Genomic DNA, 16,710 nt, shown 5'->3' with positions numbered 1-16,710 from the left:
AATTTACATTAAAAGTGCATTATATGACACTATTATTAATCGAACAGATAAAAGAACGTCGTAAAGTTTTAGCGATATCACAAGAAACATTAGCGGAGATTTCAGGTGTAGGTTTACGAACGTTAAAACAATTTGAAAGTGGTAAAGGTAATCCAACTTTAGAAACGCTTCAAAAGTTGTGTGATGCCTTAGGATTAGAAATTAAATTAGAGGTTAAAACAATTGAATCATGAGAATTGCTCAAATTTTATATAAAGGAGAAAGGGCAGGAGTTCTAACGCAATTGGATAATGGTCGCTTTCATTTTATCTATAATGAAGATTGGTTAAATGATGATTCTAAGCCTTCTATAAGTTTAACGTTGCCTAAAAATCAAAAAGAGTTTGATTCTGAAACTTTGTTTCCTTTTTTCTATCATTTATTACCAGAAGGGGTAAATAAACGTATGATTTGTAAAACATATAAGATTGATGAAGATGATGCTTTTGGAATATTATTGAAAGCATCTAAAATAGATACAATTGGTGCAGTAACAATAGAAAGAGTGTAAAATGAAATTAGAATTAATTAATTGTCCCGGTTCTTTAAAAGAAAATTTTAATGCGTACAGTCCTGTTGTTCTAAAGAAAATGTTTAATGGTAAAAAGGTAAGTCCATTTTTAAATTATACTTCGCCAACTGATCGTAAGGATAAAAGTAGTTTTAACCAAAATCAAACACATATTTCTATCTCAGGTTTTCAAGAGAAATATTCTTTAATTCTTGATGGAAATGAACTAAGATTAACGAATGAAAACGAAAGTGGACATTATATTTTAAAACCAATTTCTGATTTACCCAAAAATAGTGAATTTGCACCAGCGAATGAGCATTTAACGATGCAAATCGCTAAACAAGTTTTTAAAATTGAAACGGCAGAAAATGCTTTAGTTTTTTTTAAAGATGGAAGTCCAGCATACCTTACTAAACGATTTGATTACAATGAAATTGGAGATAAGTTAGCTGTGGAAGATTTTGCTTCTTTATTAGGGAAATCTCCTGCAACTGATGGGGAACAATACAAGTATGAAGGAAATTATCTCGAATTATTTGAAGCCTTGAAAAAATATGTCCCTGCTTGGAAAGTAGAAACTCCAAAGTTATTCGCTTTGATTGTTTTCAATTATCTGTTTTCTAATGGAGATGCACATTTAAAGAATTTTTCGTTGATAGAAACTCAGCAAGGCGATTTTAAACTAAGTCCAGCTTATGATTTATTGAATACCAAAATTCATATTGACGATGCAGATTTTGCATTAAAAGAAGGATTATTACCAAAATCAATCTCAAAAGGTAAAATAATAGACCAATTATTTATTTTAGGAGAGAAAGCTGAAATGACAGAAAAATCAATTATAAAAGTCATTCAAAATTTAACATCCAAAGAAGATAAAGTACAAGATTTGATTGATAAATCGTACTTATCAGAAAAGTTAAAACGTAATTATTTGCAAAGTTATCAGCATCGATTGAAGAAATTAAGAATAGTTACAGAGTAAAAAAAATGAACAAGAAGATTTCCTTAGCGCATTTTTTATAATTTATCATATAAGGAAAATAGAGTAGGTTATTCCTTCTTTTCGACGTAATTTTATAAGTGAAATAATAGAAATAAAAATGAAAAAAATAAATATTACAACTTTAGATCACTTAGATCAAATTGATCAAGCATCTTTTAATCAACCAAAAATTATTTATAAACACAGCACAACTTGTGGATTATGTGATATTATTTGGGATATTGTAAAAGAAAGCGACTTTGAACTGAATTATTTAGATTTATTAGCGTTTAGACCACTCTCTAATGAGATTGAACGACGATACAATGTTCAGCACGAATCACCGCAAATCCTTATTATAAAAGATGGAAAATGTGTGTACAATGCATCGCATCGTAAAATAAAAAATGAAGAAATTCAGAAACAATTAGATCTACTAGTTAATTTATAACATATTTTAGAAATAATTATTGATCAAGCATAAATGTCCGTTATTACATGCAAAACATATTAAATTGTATGAAATAACGGACATTTTAAGTTATGGATTTTAAAATTTTGAATATTGTAAACTCAAAAAATTATTTCGCCAAAAGGAGATTTTGAAATTTTTGTTTCTATTTGATTTTTAGATGTTTCTGTCATATTTATACTGTAATAATTGTCACAAATTTTGTTGATTTTTGTGACAAAAAATTAGATTAATCTAATAATATTTTAATTCGATTTACAATTTCCTCTTGCCAAACTTTAATATCTGAAGCCGTTGCAATTTGCATAATACTACATTCTTTATCAGACATTTCTAAATGATTTTCTGAACTGAAATAATTTCCTTTTTGAATTGAATGTTGATCTGAAGGATATACAAGAGCAACTTTTTTAGCTTGATAAAATCTGTGATACACATACATTTGACGCAAATCTTCGGGTGAAGGATTGTAACCATTTAGGTTTTTCCATTTTGTATCTAAAACAAAAATTTGATGATTTTCTTTGCATTTTAGAATGATATCAGGACGCATTTTGGATGAGTAACCAGAATCAGGTTTCCAAAAACTCTTGGTCACTTGAGAAGTTACATTATGTGTTTTTAGTTTTCTTTTTAAAGTCACTAAAATAAACTGTTCCCACAAACTATTCATATCAAACATTAAAGCCAATACATCGTTTCTCCCTTTAGAAACGTCAGGATGATAATTTAACAATAATAATTTGGCGATTTCTAAAGCCGTTTGGTAGTGTTGGTTTTTTCGATCTAATACAATTTTATTAAAAGTAGATTCATTTACTTTTATCTCTCCCATTTCAGGGAAATTAAGAGATAATGATCCAATTCTTCCTTTCAATTGTGGGTTTGAATTAAGATTAGCTAATAATTTTATTGTTTTAAAAAGAATCTCATGAATCGTATGTTCATTAGAATATTGCGTATATTTTACATAAAATCGTTCTTTGTGAACCAAATTCTGCGAAATATGCTTTGAAAATTGTAAAGCTCCCTTTAATGAAGTTTGATTTCCTTCATTTTTACGGTATCTTTTGATTAATCCTCTGTGCAATAAATATTCAACCTCAGAAATAAATAATTCAAAATAAAGCTCTAACATAGAGTTTGATTTTAGTTTTAATGAACTACAACCTGTTGATTTTACATCAAATCCCCATACCGTTTTGATCATTCCAATCAATAAATTACGCCATTTTTCTTCACCTGATTTATCGACTTTGGGCAAAACTTCAATGGTTATTTTCCCTATTTGAATAACACCAACATTTTCATTGAATTGCACACCATTTCTAATGAGTTTAAAAAATGGTGTATAATTTCCGTGATAGAGCTCTAAAGCATCATGAAGTTGTTTTTCTTTGTCATTTTTCAGATTAAAGAAAAGCTTATCATGTTCGAAAACAGTAATACGATTGTCTTTTATCACAATCATTTCTTATTCATTAATAATTTGATCGCATTTTCGAAATCAAAGTCCTTATCATTTAAGCCTAATACTCTATAAGATATTCTGTTTTCGAAATCTTCAGCATTATCATAATTAAAACTAGCAAAAAATGAAGTTTCAATTTTATTATCTTTAAAATCGCTATCTTCCTGAATAAATCCTTTCCCTAATACCAATCCAATTTTGCCATAATCTCCAAAGAAATATTCTTGCAATAATGGGATTATATTTTTATAGAATGAATCAATAATTGTTATTTCATTTTTATGGATGAAATATGCATGACCAATTTGGTGATCTCGATCCAGTAATTTTTCAATACGTAGATTGATTGTTTTCAAAATATCAGATGCGGAAAAACCATACAGATTTTGTTGAAGTTCTTCCAATTCGTATTTTGGAAGCATTTCTTCGAACACAAAACGTCTTCTCAAAGCAGTATCTAAAGCTTCAACACTACGATCGGCGGTATTCATCGTTCCGATAATATGTAGATTAGAAGGAACTCCAAATTTCTCTTTACTATATGGTAAAGTAACTTCTAACTCTTCATTATTTCCTAAGCGTTTATCTTCTTCAATCAATGTAATTAATTCTCCAAAAATTTGAGAAACATTACCACGGTTGATTTCATCGATGATGAGAACAAATGGTTTAGGTGGTAATGCAATATTTTGAGAAGTAGATTTTTTTTCTGAATTTATTTTATTGTTGATGTAATTCAGAACCGACCAATAAGCTGTTGAATTTGAACCTCCAATAACCGCTCTAAATTCTTTGTCAATGTTTTTTATAACTGATAAATCAGGAAAAACTTGTTGTAATTTTTCAGCACGAGAGTATGAAACAATGTATTCTTTTGCATCATCAGAATAAATCGGCTTTAAAATTAAATTTCCTCTATCTGAAATACCAACTATTTTTAAACCTAAGTTTTCAGTTAAAATTGGAAGAAATAATTGTTCATTATTTTCAAGTTTTTCATTCGCTTCCAAAACAAGATCATTAAAGGCATCATCAAAAGAATAATTTTTTTTAACTTCAAGTTTTTCAAATGGTGGTTTTTCTGCATTCTTACATATTTCTTTGAAAATTCCGTTTTTCACTTCATAAACCACACTTTTGGCACCATCTTCATTTTCTTCAATCACGGGCTTTATCCCTTCTATAAAATCTTCATAGGTCATGCTTTGATGGAAAGTAGTAAATACAATTTGACCTTCATTTACCAATCTTTCGTATTCAGATTTAACTATATTTCTGTCTTGTGTTAAATCAAATTCAGGATTTGCTATTTCAATTGCTTTATTAATCGTATTGTATGTTTTACCTGTACCAGGAGGTCCGTATAAGATTTGATTAAAAGGAGCTAGACTTCTTCTGCCAAAATCAATATCTATTAAATCATTTTCTTCTTCAAATAGATCATCAGTTAAATCATCAATAATTTTATATTTTTCGAATCGCTCTTCCATTTTTTGAAGCATTTTAATCTGTTCTGTTGGACTAAAACGATGAGCAATAAAATCAGGATTTTCTTTTTTTATTTTAACTATTTCTTCATCAACAGCTGGAATTACTTTATCTAATAATTTTTCAAGATCATCTTTTAAATCATCAAATGATTCGTATTTAGGAGTAGAGTAAATACCAAAAAATTCCATCTTGGCTGTATCATCAGAATAATAAACATGATCAAAATGATTTTTAAGTCTGTTTTTAATATTTTGTACAAGAATTAAATCATATTTATTTTGATCGTTACTAGGGTTTTTGGTCTGATTAAATTGAATATAAAATTCTATTTTTTCTTTTCTTAAATCAAAAACAAGATTAATTAAATCGCTTGAAGATCCTGGATATGATACAGGAATAAACCAAAACGTTGTTGAAAAATAGTTTGACTTTTCAGTTCCAATAAAATAATTAAGTTCAGCACCTTTATTTGCTTTTTGTCTAACAGAAAAAGTGAAATTTTCATTTACTTTATTTTTTTCTAAAAGCCAGTTGTAAACTTCTTTTTGTAAATCTTTATACATAATTTTTATTACCTATTCTTCTTAAAATTCTCTGCTTGTTCTAACACGTTTTTGTAAACATCATCCTGTGTGATTGGCGGATAACCGTATTGATGTAACTTCACGATGATATCCATCTTGAGTTGTGCTTTAATATCGTCACGATCAGACCAATCAGGATATTTGGCTGTATTTTCAACGATGATTTTTATTTCACGAGCCAATTCAAGCATTTTGTCGTTATCGAATTCAAAACCGTATTGTTTGCAGATCATGTCCAAGATATCGTAAAAGGCTTTTTCTTCATAGTCAATACCTAAATCTTGAAACGAATCCATTTCAACACGAAGTTTGATGATGAGATCTAACATTTGTTCTGCGGTATCAAACTGAATGCCTTCATAATCTAAAATATCGCCTTCGCTACGTTCGTTGTAACGGTTGATGATGGATTGTAAACGTTCTGAAAAATCTTGTCCTTTTACTTTATTTACCTTTTTAAAATTGTTAATGGTTTGTTTTAATAAACGTTCTAAGATTTTAATTTTGGTATTCGGTAATTCTAGGTTAGAGATTTTCTCAATGAACTTATCATTAAACAAATCAATGGCATTCGCTTTATTATCATCGAGCTTAAATATTTCTTCAACTCCTTCCGAAATGATGGCTTCTTCTACCAATTTAGACACTTTAGCATTCATTTGGGCTGTATCTGGCGCTTCACCTTTAGTCAATTTTACTACAATAGATTTCACGGCGAAATAGAAATGGATTTCATCTACTTCTTTCGGAGTAAACAATTCCGAACCACTCACTAAATTGTAGGCAGATTTTAGCTTCTTGGTTACATTCACAAAAAACTTTTCTGAATCTTCGGTTTGTAAAACCAATTCAGAAGCTTTGTTTAAACAGTTTAATCGTTCAACGGGATTTCCTTGGTAATAATCAGTAGCATCAAACTGATGAAAATATTGACGTAATAAATCCATTTGATCACGCACAATAATTTCTGCTTGATCTAAATCTTCAAAATCATCATCGGCTGTTTGACCATTAAACATGCCTAAAGCTTTGTTTAAGTTCTTTTTGATACCTATATAATCAACTACTAATCCGCGATCTTTTCCTTCGTATTTTCGATTTACACGAGAAATGGTTTGTATTAAATTGTGCGTTTGTAAAGGCTTATCAATATAAATGGTATCTAAGAAGGGAACATCAAATCCTGTTAACCACATATCTACGACAATGGCAATTTTGAAGTTGGATTTGATTTGTTTAAACTGTCGATCTAATTCTTTTCGTTCATCTTTATTACCCAAAAGTTCCCAAAGCTCTTTTTCATCATCTTTATTGCGTGTCATCACCATTTTTACACGCTCAATTGGCTTGATATCTTTTTGTTCCTTTTCAGTTAATCCATCCGAAATATTCAATTCTCCCCATTCTGGTCGTAAGGCTAATAGTTCTTGGTACAATTTATAAGCAATGGTACGAGAAGCACACACAAACATCGCTTTTCCTGCAACAGTAGCACGTTCATCGATACGTTTTTCATAATGAGCTATAAAATCTTGTGCAATCGCTTTAATTCGATCTTTATCACCTAAAACAACTTCCATTTTAGCAATCGCTTTTTGGCTGGCTTCTACATGATATTCAGAAGCGCCTTCAGCTACTGCGTTTTCGTAATAATTTTCAATGTCTTGAACTTTATTATAATCTAAATTGACTTTTGCCGCTCTTCCTTCATAAACCAAACGAACCGTAATTTCATCATTTACCGATTCGAACATCGTGTATTGATCCACTACATCTCCAAAGACTTCTAACGTTTTATCTATAGGTGTTCCTGTAAATCCAACATAGGTTGCATTGGGTAAAGAATCGTGTAAATATTTAGCAAAACCATACGATTTAGTAACTCCCTTTTCCTCGTCAATTTTAACTTTTAAGTCTAAATTCACTTGTGAGCGGTGCGCTTCATCCGAAATACAAATGATATTGGTACGATCGGATAAAATTTCAGCATCTTCAGCAAATTTCTGAACCGTAGTCAGATAAACACCACCACTTTCGATACCTCTTAAACGTGACCTTAAATCAGCTCTTGATTCGATATTGATGATATTTTCATCTCCAATGAATTTCTTGGCATTGGTAAAATCCTTCGATAACTGATCGTCTAAATCGGTACGATCTGAAATGATAATAATCGTAGGACTTGCAAAATCGGTTGAACGCATCAATAAACGCGTTAAATACAGCATTGTATAACTCTTTCCACAACCCGTCGCCCCAAAGTATGTTCCACCTTTTCCATCGCCTTCTGGTTTACGATGCGCTTTGATGTTTTGATACAATTTATTGGCTGCATAATATTGCGGATAACGACTTAAAACCTTTAGCTCGTGTTTAGAAGAATCAGGAAACAAAACAAAATGATGAATAATATCGACTAATCTTGTTTGGTTCAACATTCCATGTACAATAGAAGTCGTGGTCTCTATACCTGTTAAGGCTTTTTTCTCGTTACCTGTAATTTTATTCCAACCGTAGTAAAATTCGTAAGAAGAAAATACTGTTCCGGCTTTGTTATTCACCCCATCACTAATCACACAAAATACATTGTATTTTAGTAGTTCGGGTATGTCTCTTTTGTAACGTGTCGTTAATTGCCTGTACGCATCGTGAATGGTAATTTCTTCTTCTATGGCTGTTTTAAATTCAAAAACAACGACAGGAATTCCATTGATGTATAAAATCAAATCAGGAATGCGTAGTTCGCTTCCTTGAATTTCAAGTTGATTGACAATTTTAAACGTGTTATTGTCTACCGAATCACAATCGATATATCGTATATGTAAATCCTTTTTTTGTGGATTGTTACGTTTAAAAATAAATCCATCCGCCAATAATTTGCAAATGTATTTATTAGACTCGTACAAATTAGAAGTCGATTGAAACGCCAATTCATTGGTAATGCTTTCCAATTCTATTTCTTCTAAATCTTCATAACGATCTTGTAAAAACGCGCGCAAATCTTCCTTAATCAATACTTCTTGATTTGAACTTCTTTGCAACTGTTTTCCATCAATATAGGTATAGCCTTCTGTTTCCAAAAGGCTAATAAAAGCTTGTTCTAATTGTGATTCGGTGTATTTCATAATAACTTTTTCAAGTTGTGTTTTTTGGTTTTGATAATTGAAATAGTAGAACGTGTTACAATTTTCGACTTTTTGTAACATGAGAAAATAACGTGTTACATTTTTTGACATTTTGTAACATGAACTGAAATCATGCTACTATTTTATAATTATAAATCTTGAATTTGATTGAAAGCATTTTCTATATTTTTCAATCTTTGTAAAAGTTCATCCCAAGATAAACTATCTCCAACAATCATATTTTGTTGCATGATTTTATAATCATCTTCCCATTGAGCAATTATTTCATTTGGTGGTAGAATACTCAATTTTCCTTTTTCGTGATTGGAGTAATCGACACCTCGTAAAGGCGTAACCTTTTTACGATGCTCCACTATGGTTTCAAACAACTCATTATCAGCAAGAGCTTGTTCTCCAAATCCTGCAACCATCATTTTATCTAAATCATACAAATGACGCGTTAATCGGTCGGTTCTAATTCTAGCTATAGGTTTTGAAAATTCTTCATGTAATAATAAAACCTTTTCTATAAATGTTCGTGTTGGTACAACCACTTGTACATTAAATCCATCCGATGTAAATGATAATTCTTTGTAATTTTCATCAATAAACGAAAGGATGTTTTTTGTTTCTGCGGGCTCTGTTAATGATCTTGCTCCCATTTCTAACAATACTCTTTGTTGGATATAAGGATTGGTCATTGGAACTACAGATTGATAATACACTTCCAATGTATTCGGGTCGCTGGTATCGTCAACTTTATCATTATATCGTATTACATATTGGTCACGATGAATGCCCAATTGATCCAATTGATGCATCAATTCTTCTCTAAACTCATTGATAATAAATGAACCCGATGCTTTTCTTAGTTTCTTGATTTTTGTTCCTGAATCCAAGTCGTCAAAACCTAACAAATGCCGATCTATAATTAAATCAATATCTTCTGAAAATCGATCAATGATATGATAGGCTTTACTTAAAGAAGTACCACCTTTATAAATAATGGAATTTGCATAGTACGATTGAAAAATAGCTTTCAATAAAATACACACCCACCAATCCTTTTCTACAACAAATGCAGGCAAACCTTTGGCTATACCTGTTTGTTCTAAAACTTGTATCTTTTGTTCTGTTGATAGGTTAATCCACATTTTGAGAAGTTGTATAAAGGTTATTGATGTTTTTCTGTATCCAAACCGGTGCATATTTTACCTGCTTTTGGACCACTTGGGAGTCGAGCTGCACTACAGAAGGCTTTATTTTTTCTATAAATTCTTCGGTTACGTTGTTTTGGCCCACCTCTTTAAACGCTTGTACAATCAAATGCAGCAATTCATCTTTTATGGCAAAACTTTTAGGAACCGTTTTTTTGAATTGAATGGTACGGTTTCCTATTTTAATTTCTCGTTGTGAACCATCGGACAAATACACCGCTTTTAGAGGAACTTGTGTGGTTAGCCCCAACAAATACAAAGCGAATACACCTGTTGGGGCAATACGTGCTTTGTCTCGTTGTGCTATTTGCTTGGCTATTTCTTCCGTAGTAGGATAAAGGGTACCTAACAACGGATCTCTTTTGGGTTTTAGATAAATGCCTTGAGCCAAACGCTCTAATATGCCTTCATTAACCAAACGAAAAAGCGTTAAACGGATATTACCTGGTGAACCATACGTATAGAAATTTTCAGCGAAAAATATTTCGCCTAAAGATGATTTTAAAATCTTTGTTTCTATTTGATTTTTAGAGGATTTCACTTAGTGTTGTATTTTTATTTTGTAACAAATTTAGTGAAAATTTGTTACAAAATTACTTTTGTTTTTTTTGGTTTTGACTACTTTAATGATTTTTTTAATTGTAGATGAATGAGTTTTTAAATTCATTATAAAGTTTTAAAACAATTTTAAAAAATTTCTTTTCCAATTACTCTTTGAAGATTCCTCAAATATTTCTTTTTCATTTTGTGATAAAAAATCAATCGTGAATTCTAAAAACTTTTTCTTAATTTTCTTATTCAAGTCTCTCATATTATTATATATAGAAACATTAATTTCTCTATCCATAAATTTTATTAAATCTGTTTCTATATCAATTCCAAACTCTGCATTAACTTTTTTAGATATTGTACGAGTACGAAATTCAATATATTTCTTTTTATCAATGTCACCTAAAAGTGTGAACATACATTTATAATCAAATCTCGATCTTAGTTCAGGTGAAATCCTTTTTTGAAAATCTTCTTTTGAAATATTTGAAGTGAAAATTATAATAAATCCATTAATATCAATTTCATTTCCCATTGAGCTTGTCATTTTCCCACTTTCTAATACATCTAAGAAATAATTAAATAATGATGCATTTGATTTTTCGAACTCATCTATTAAAAGAATTCCAATATCTGTGTCCCGAACTTTCATAAATATCTCACCATCTTCGCTACCTATATAGCCTCTTGCAGAACCAATCAATGAACTTAAGGAAAATTCATTACTATAATTTCCGAAATTAATTTTTGCTAATCTTTTGTTTCCTTTTAAAGAATTAAAAATTACTCTTGCAACTTCTGTTTTACCAACACCAGAATCCCCCATTAAAAAAAGTGAAAGTACTTTATGCTCTTTTAATCTATTAAAAATTCTAAATGTTCTAACTTGTTCTGCAAAATCGTCTTTGAATTTTGGATGTCCATATAAATTTTTATTAAAATCATTTAAAAAGATGTTTAGTTCTTCATCCGTCAAATCGATAATTTTCCGATGTCGCTTTTTAATATTCTCTTCTGGAATTATTTCACTATTTCCTTTTTTACTTTTTATAAACGATTCTTTATCAACATTAGAAAACTGACAGAATATAAATCTTAATTCATACTCTATAATATCTCTTTTTGAGGAATCACAAATAAATATAACATCATCAGGAAATTGAATTAAAATTTGTTCTACTACAAACTGAATTGTATTATATTCTGAAAGTACAGATAAATCTATAATTTCAATATAACTATTAATGTTTGCTATTAAATCTGGATTTCGAGTATATTTTGAAAAGCTATGAATTTCATATCCTTCTTTAGTCTTAAATTCTTTATAATCATAAAAATCTTCTTTATCATAAAATAGTAATGTCTTCATAATGCATTTATTGAATATTCACATTCTGAACTATTGCTAGTAAATCGATATAATGAAATTCTGTTCCATCTCCAGAACTTTTGAAATACATAGCTGAATTAGAGGAATTGCTCGAATAATGGCTTTCTTGAATTTCATCATCTTCTGTATTTTTATTTGACATTAAACTTTGTAATTCTCCTAGCTCCTGAAAATATTGAAAAGAATTTTTTAGTTCATCTACATTTATCTTCCCTTTATAAATACCAAGAATTGAAACCTTACCTACAAATAAATCATCTACACTGTAAGAACTTTCAAATTCACTTTCAAAAGTTAATGGAATTTTTATTAATATATTTTCTTTACTATTAGTAACTTCTCCTTTGATTTTATAAGCATAGTCCTTAAACATAGAATTAAAAAGATTATTCATATCAAACCCATTAGTTCCAGGGGCAACTAAATCTTTAAAAGCACCACTATTTATAAACTTAACAACTCTTAATTCGTCTTCATTTTCAAGACTTAACTTGACTTCATCTATTCGTATTAACTCGCCTTCTTTAACTCTTTCAAAGTCATTTTTAACTTTTGCTTTCTCTATAACATCACTTAAAATAACAGATTTAGTTGTTTTTACTTCAAATGTCTCAAAAACTTTTCTAGTACCTGAACCTTTAATATCCCCTCCAGCTTCAGCATCACCTAACTTAAACCAATCCATAAAATTTATGCCCAGTTTAGCCTTTACTGATAACTGACTTTCTCCTGCTATTTCTTTGGTAGTTTCTTTATTAATAGAAATGACGTTACTTAGCATCATTTTTATTTCATATACTTTTGGGAAATTAATATAGTAAATATTAAAGATCATAATTTAAGTTTTTTATAGTAGTTTAATTTTAGTTTACCCCTCCAACGTTGCTAAGCGACTTAACAACAACGATTGTAGTTGGGAGTGTTTTGTATTTTTTACCCAAAGAAGCAATGGAACTGATCTTCTTTTATAATCGCTAATAAATCTTGTAAATTATCAGCAATTGGGTGTGGCTCATACAACTCCCATATGCCTGAAGCACGCATCCAATACAGTTTCCATTCATTTGTGGTTTTTGTATAGCGAATTTTAGCAAATTCTGATTGGATTAGTTCGTTCGGATTATTCCAAAATGGACGAATCGTATATAAAATAGCAGTATTCTTTTCCCAAGAATACCCAAAATCTAATTGTTTGCGTATCTCGTGATCTTCTGGTCGTAAGCTTTCTACAAATTGTTTAATATATGCTTCGCTAATACTAATTTCTTTTCCCATTTGTGTTGATTCTTATAGTAGTTTAATTTTTCTTTACCCCTCCAACGTTGCCAAGCGACTTAACAACAACGATTGAAGTTGTGTGAGTTTTTGGTTTTGCTTGATAATCGATATTTTATAATCTTCCAATTGATTTAATTCGATGTCAAACGGTTTCAAAACATTATTTTCAGGTATTAAAATCTGCATACTATTCAAGTATTCAGTAGTCATACTTGGAACAGCAGACCCGACATTTAAAGAATTAAAATCCATCTTAGAAAGTACATTAAAAACATAAATTAATGTATTATCTATTTTAGGTATTGTATAAAACATTGTATCGACTGACCAAAATGGTGTTTTTATATAGAGAATATTATTTAATGAACCTTTTCTTGGTATTAAAACCGATGGTTTATCATAAAGAATTTCATCTACATAGCTCATAATACCACCTGAACCATAAAGAGGTATATTTCCCTTGTTTAGATGTTTATAATCTTTACCATATTTAACCGTAATTAAATCGGATAATATTCCAACCTCCCAACCCTCAGGAATTTCCTTTTCTAATTCTTGGTTGTACACCATTGCTCCGCCAGAGGATTTATAAGGTTTTCCTTCTTCATTAGGAAATTCAAAATCAACAAACCATTGCTTGTACAACGTTTGCGCAGTGGCTTCTAACTTCTCGCAAATCTGTTCGTTGACTTTTATTTTGTTTGCTACTGCTTGGTATTGGGCTACAATTTCGCGTTGTTTTTCGATGGATGGAATTCTAATTTCAATTGATTTTAATGCATCTAAACTTAATCCACCACGTACGTCTGCATCTGTATAAAACCAACATTGTCTATCAAATTCACTTCTACGAAACCAAAGCATTAAATATTCAGGAATTACATTTTCATCTGTAACTTCAAATACATCGTAAGCTGGAGAAACAATAAATGGATAATCAAATGTAGACATTGAAATTGGTAATCGTTTATCTCTTCCAACGTGCATTCTATTACATGCAAATTGATTCTTTACAACTACTTTATATTTTTTTAAATCCACTCCAATAGTGTTTGCTACAGAAGGCATAAAGTATTTATCAATATTAATTCCGTAAAGAATAGTTGCTATACCATCTACATTTTTATTGGAAATAAATTTGACAATATCTCCTAACTTTTTATAACTCATAGCCCAACGATTTAAACACGTTTGCTACTTCTTGTTTCAAGGTTTCTTCTTGCTGAAACAAGTCTTTCAATTCGGTTTGCAACGTTTGCATTTTCGTATCGTAATCAATGTTTTCGTCACGGTTTACAAACGCTATGTATTTACTTGGTACCAACGAATAATCTTTTTTACGGATTTCCTCTAAGGTTGCAGAGTAACAATATTCGGGTTCATTCGCATAAGTCGTTTCAAAATCTTTTTGTTGCCAGTTATGATAGGTTGCTGCTATCTGCTCAATTTCTTGTTCAGCAAACTGAATGAATTTCTTTTCAAACGGTTCCCCTTTTTGGCGTAAATCCATAAACAATACTTCACCTTCACGATTACGATAGTTTTTTACGCCATCATTTACTTCTACAGTGCGTTCTGTTTTATTGCGGTTCAAAATCCAAAGCGTTACCGAAATATCTGTAGAATAAAACATATTTTGAGGAAGAATTACAATCGCTTCTACCAAGTCGTTTTCTATAATTTGTTTACGGATTTTGTACTCTTCTCCACCACCCGAAAGTGCGCCATTAGCTAAGATAAAACCAGCTACTCCGTTTTGCGATAATTTAGAAATCATATTCAAAATCCACGCATAGTTGGCATTCGATTTTGGTGGCACTTCATAACCTGTCCAACGTGAATCATCGGTTAATTCATTTTCTGCTCGCCAATCTTTTAAATTAAACGGCGGATTCGCCATGATGTAATCGGCTTTCAATTCTTTGTGCTGATCGTCGGCAAAAGTATCGGCTGCTTTGTTGCCTAAATTGGCAGAAATACCACGAATGGCTAAGTTCATTTTAGCCAGTTTAAACGTGGTATTTGTTAATTCTTGTCCGTAAATCGAAATGTCCTTTTTGTTTCCTTGGTGTTTCTCAATAAACTTCAACGACTGCACAAACATACCACCCGAACCACAAGACGGGTCATAGATTTTTCCTTTGTACGGTTCAATCATTTCGGCAATCAAGTTTACAATCGACTTCGGCGTATAGAATTCACCTTTTCCTTTTCCTTCGGCAATGGCAAACTTGCTTAAGAAATATTCATACACACGCCCCACAATATCTTGCGATTCATCACGAAGCGTATCGATATTGTTGATGGTATCTAGTAAAGCCGAAAACTTAGATTGATCCAATCCTAATCTTGAGAAATAATTATCTGGCAACGCACCTTCTAACGATTTGTTGGTACGTTCTATCGTTTTAAGCGCAGTATCTACTTTAAGGGTAATATCTTCTTGTTTGGCGTTTTCGATAATGTATTCCCAACGCGATTCCTCTGGTAAATAGAATACATTTTCTGCCTGGTAAAATTCTGGTATTTCTAAGAAGGCTTCTTTACCTTCTGCTTTTAATTCTTCTCTGCGTTTGATGAATTTATCACTTGCAAATTTCAAGAAGATTAAACTCAATACCACGTGTTTATATTCTGACGGTTCTATCGAACCACGTAATTTATTTGCTGCATCCCAAAGGATTTCTTCTGTACTTTTTGTTTGGACTTTTTTAGCCATAAATGCTTATCAATTCTTTTTTGTAAATATACAAATACAATAACTGCAAATAAAGTCATAATAACGGATAACTATTTACGGTAAACCATATTTGTTAATGTTTTTCAAATATAATGAAGTATAGCGACAAAATAAGACGCTATGATAATAAACAACGAATAAAAAGGTAGAATAGGATAGAAGCTTTTGAAATAAAAAAGTATATTTATAAAAAAGATAATTTATGTGTCAAGTTTATGCTGATGTAGTATTTTGTACTTGTTCAGTTTTTGATTTAGATACCATTGAAAAACTAGATCATCATTGGATCTTATACCGTTATAATGAAAAATTAGACGTAGTAATTGTCGGCGAAATAATGTTTGATGATATGTTTAAAGAGTATAATTCAAATAATTTAGTTGAACTTGTGCTTAAAAAACTAAATAATAACACATTGTTTGATAAATCAATTGATTTTGTAGACAAAGATCGTTTATATGTTTCGATTGAATTGAATCAAGGTAACTTAAACTATGGTTTTGTATTTCAAGATAATAGTTGGTCAGAAATTGAATATGATTATTTTACTTGGGCAAGTTGTTATGAAGAAAAAAATGGAGGAGAGGTAAAGCTTTACGAATTATTATAAATTTATAAAATGAGCCGATTATTTATGCTAATCGGCTCATGTTTTTTAATAGTGTAATTTTTTTTCCTTTAGTAAAACCTTTTTCGCGAAAGAAATTGTATTTTCATTTTTAATGATTGAATAGTCAATTTCTCTTGATTCGAATTGATTAGTTAATGCTTTTAGAAAGTGAGCTCGTGCAGCAACCCAACCAGTATTACCCACCTCTTTATTGAAGGAGTTAATTAGTCGTTCCTTAACAAAAC

The 16,710-nt window shown here is 30.5% G+C and carries 16 protein-coding genes; 5 read left to right on the top strand and 11 right to left on the bottom strand.

From position 1 onward, the window contains the following. Positions 1 to 23 precede the first annotated feature (23 nt). From B2217_RS05880 to ytxJ, 4 genes are all read left to right on the top strand, one after another. Complete coding sequence (locus B2217_RS05880) at positions 24 to 233, top strand: helix-turn-helix transcriptional regulator (protein WP_038330353.1); 210 nt, start codon at positions 24 to 26, stop codon at positions 231 to 233. Continuing rightward, on the top strand, positions 230 to 550 hold the full coding sequence (locus tag B2217_RS05875; protein WP_038330354.1) for a HipA N-terminal domain-containing protein: 321 nt from the start codon (positions 230 to 232) through the stop codon (positions 548 to 550). The genes B2217_RS05880 and B2217_RS05875 overlap by 4 nt, the downstream gene beginning before the upstream one ends. Position 551: 1 nt before the next feature. Further along, positions 552 to 1,538 (top strand): type II toxin-antitoxin system HipA family toxin, encoded by a 987-nt coding sequence (locus tag B2217_RS05870; protein WP_181816308.1) that lies wholly within the window; start codon positions 552 to 554, stop codon positions 1,536 to 1,538. A gap of 118 nt (positions 1,539 to 1,656) precedes the next feature. After that, a complete protein-coding gene (gene ytxJ / locus B2217_RS05865) occupies positions 1,657 to 1,989 on the top strand; it encodes a bacillithiol system redox-active protein YtxJ (RefSeq protein ID WP_038330356.1) in 333 nt (110 codons plus the stop codon). Between the two features lie 250 nt (positions 1,990 to 2,239). On the opposite strand, the gene B2217_RS05860 is transcribed toward ytxJ, so the two are convergent. The 10 genes from B2217_RS05860 to B2217_RS05815 form a co-directional block, all read right to left on the bottom strand. Beyond that, complete coding sequence (locus tag B2217_RS05860) at positions 2,240 to 3,481, bottom strand: McrC family protein (protein ID WP_038330357.1); 1,242 nt, start codon at positions 3,479 to 3,481, stop codon at positions 2,240 to 2,242. Beyond that, positions 3,478 to 5,535, bottom strand: a complete 2,058-nt coding sequence (locus tag B2217_RS05855; protein WP_052217412.1) for an McrB family protein — start codon at positions 5,533 to 5,535, stop codon at positions 3,478 to 3,480. Before B2217_RS05855 ends, B2217_RS05860 begins: the two co-directional genes overlap by 4 nt. Before the next feature lie 8 nt (positions 5,536 to 5,543). After that, positions 5,544 to 8,681, bottom strand: coding sequence for a type I restriction endonuclease subunit R (locus tag B2217_RS05850; RefSeq protein ID WP_038330702.1), 3,138 nt, complete (start codon positions 8,679 to 8,681; stop codon positions 5,544 to 5,546). A 149-nt stretch (positions 8,682 to 8,830) separates the two neighbouring features. Continuing rightward, positions 8,831 to 9,835 (bottom strand): nucleotidyl transferase AbiEii/AbiGii toxin family protein, encoded by a 1,005-nt coding sequence (locus B2217_RS05845; protein ID WP_038330360.1) that lies wholly within the window; start codon positions 9,833 to 9,835, stop codon positions 8,831 to 8,833. After that, a complete protein-coding gene (locus B2217_RS05840; RefSeq protein WP_291122193.1) occupies positions 9,825 to 10,439 on the bottom strand; it encodes a DUF6088 family protein in 615 nt (204 codons plus the stop codon). The genes B2217_RS05845 and B2217_RS05840 overlap by 11 nt, the downstream gene beginning before the upstream one ends. A gap of 135 nt (positions 10,440 to 10,574) precedes the next feature. Then, entirely contained in the window at positions 10,575 to 11,816 is a 1,242-nt protein-coding gene (locus B2217_RS05835; RefSeq protein ID WP_236688154.1) for an AAA family ATPase, read from the bottom strand. A gap of 7 nt (positions 11,817 to 11,823) precedes the next feature. Continuing rightward, the gene (locus B2217_RS05830; RefSeq protein WP_052217414.1) at positions 11,824 to 12,672 is read right to left on the bottom strand and encodes a hypothetical protein; all 849 of its coding nucleotides are present in this window, start codon (positions 12,670 to 12,672) and stop codon (positions 11,824 to 11,826) included. A gap of 98 nt (positions 12,673 to 12,770) precedes the next feature. Beyond that, the gene (locus B2217_RS05825; RefSeq protein WP_038330365.1) at positions 12,771 to 13,112 is read right to left on the bottom strand and encodes a DUF3024 domain-containing protein; all 342 of its coding nucleotides are present in this window, start codon (positions 13,110 to 13,112) and stop codon (positions 12,771 to 12,773) included. 33 nt (positions 13,113 to 13,145) lie between these two features. Beyond that, positions 13,146 to 14,285, bottom strand: coding sequence for a restriction endonuclease subunit S (locus B2217_RS05820; protein WP_291069672.1), 1,140 nt, complete (start codon positions 14,283 to 14,285; stop codon positions 13,146 to 13,148). Then, on the bottom strand, positions 14,275 to 15,834 hold the full coding sequence (locus B2217_RS05815) for a type I restriction-modification system subunit M (protein WP_291069670.1): 1,560 nt from the start codon (positions 15,832 to 15,834) through the stop codon (positions 14,275 to 14,277). Before B2217_RS05815 ends, B2217_RS05820 begins: the two co-directional genes overlap by 11 nt. A 223-nt stretch (positions 15,835 to 16,057) precedes the next feature. Here B2217_RS05815 and B2217_RS05810 point away from each other — a divergent pair, with 223 nt between their 5' ends. Further along, on the top strand, positions 16,058 to 16,465 hold the full coding sequence (locus tag B2217_RS05810) for a hypothetical protein (RefSeq protein WP_291069668.1): 408 nt from the start codon (positions 16,058 to 16,060) through the stop codon (positions 16,463 to 16,465). A gap of 45 nt (positions 16,466 to 16,510) precedes the next feature. Here the strand turns inward: B2217_RS05810 and B2217_RS05805 are convergent. Then, on the bottom strand, positions 16,511 to 16,710 hold a 200-nt coding region (locus B2217_RS05805), incomplete at its 5' end, for a hypothetical protein (protein WP_291069667.1).

It is taken from the genome of Empedobacter sp. UBA7620 (genome assembly GCF_002484185.1).
In the GTDB taxonomy this organism is placed as follows: domain Bacteria; phylum Bacteroidota; class Bacteroidia; order Flavobacteriales; family Weeksellaceae; genus Empedobacter; species Empedobacter falsenii_C.
This window is presented reverse-complemented; position numbering and strand designations above follow the sequence as displayed.

Bases quoted from the DNA above. Each gene is read 5' to 3' on its own strand.
- B2217_RS05875 (WP_038330354.1), top strand. From the start codon at position 230: ATGAGAATTGCTCAAATTTTATATAAAGGAGAAAGGGCAGGAGTTCTA.
- B2217_RS05835 (WP_236688154.1), bottom strand. From the start codon at position 11,816: ATGAAGACATTACTATTTTATGATAAAGAAGATTTTTATGATTATAAA.
- B2217_RS05845 (WP_038330360.1), bottom strand. From the start codon at position 9,835: ATGTGGATTAACCTATCAACAGAACAAAAGATACAAGTTTTAGAACAA.
- B2217_RS05810 (WP_291069668.1), top strand. From the start codon at position 16,058: ATGTGTCAAGTTTATGCTGATGTAGTATTTTGTACTTGTTCAGTTTTT.
- B2217_RS05815 (WP_291069670.1), bottom strand. From the start codon at position 15,834: ATGGCTAAAAAAGTCCAAACAAAAAGTACAGAAGAAATCCTTTGGGAT.
- B2217_RS05855 (WP_052217412.1), bottom strand. From the start codon at position 5,535: ATGTATAAAGATTTACAAAAAGAAGTTTACAACTGGCTTTTAGAAAAA.
- ytxJ (WP_038330356.1), top strand. From the start codon at position 1,657: ATGAAAAAAATAAATATTACAACTTTAGATCACTTAGATCAAATTGAT.
- B2217_RS05870 (WP_181816308.1), top strand. From the start codon at position 552: ATGAAATTAGAATTAATTAATTGTCCCGGTTCTTTAAAAGAAAATTTT.
- B2217_RS05830 (WP_052217414.1), bottom strand. From the start codon at position 12,672: ATGATCTTTAATATTTACTATATTAATTTCCCAAAAGTATATGAAATA.
- B2217_RS05820 (WP_291069672.1), bottom strand. From the start codon at position 14,285: ATGAGTTATAAAAAGTTAGGAGATATTGTCAAATTTATTTCCAATAAA.
- B2217_RS05850 (WP_038330702.1), bottom strand. From the start codon at position 8,681: ATGAAATACACCGAATCACAATTAGAACAAGCTTTTATTAGCCTTTTG.
- B2217_RS05825 (WP_038330365.1), bottom strand. From the start codon at position 13,112: ATGGGAAAAGAAATTAGTATTAGCGAAGCATATATTAAACAATTTGTA.
- B2217_RS05880 (WP_038330353.1), top strand. From the start codon at position 24: ATGACACTATTATTAATCGAACAGATAAAAGAACGTCGTAAAGTTTTA.
- B2217_RS05860 (WP_038330357.1), bottom strand. From the start codon at position 3,481: ATGATTGTGATAAAAGACAATCGTATTACTGTTTTCGAACATGATAAG.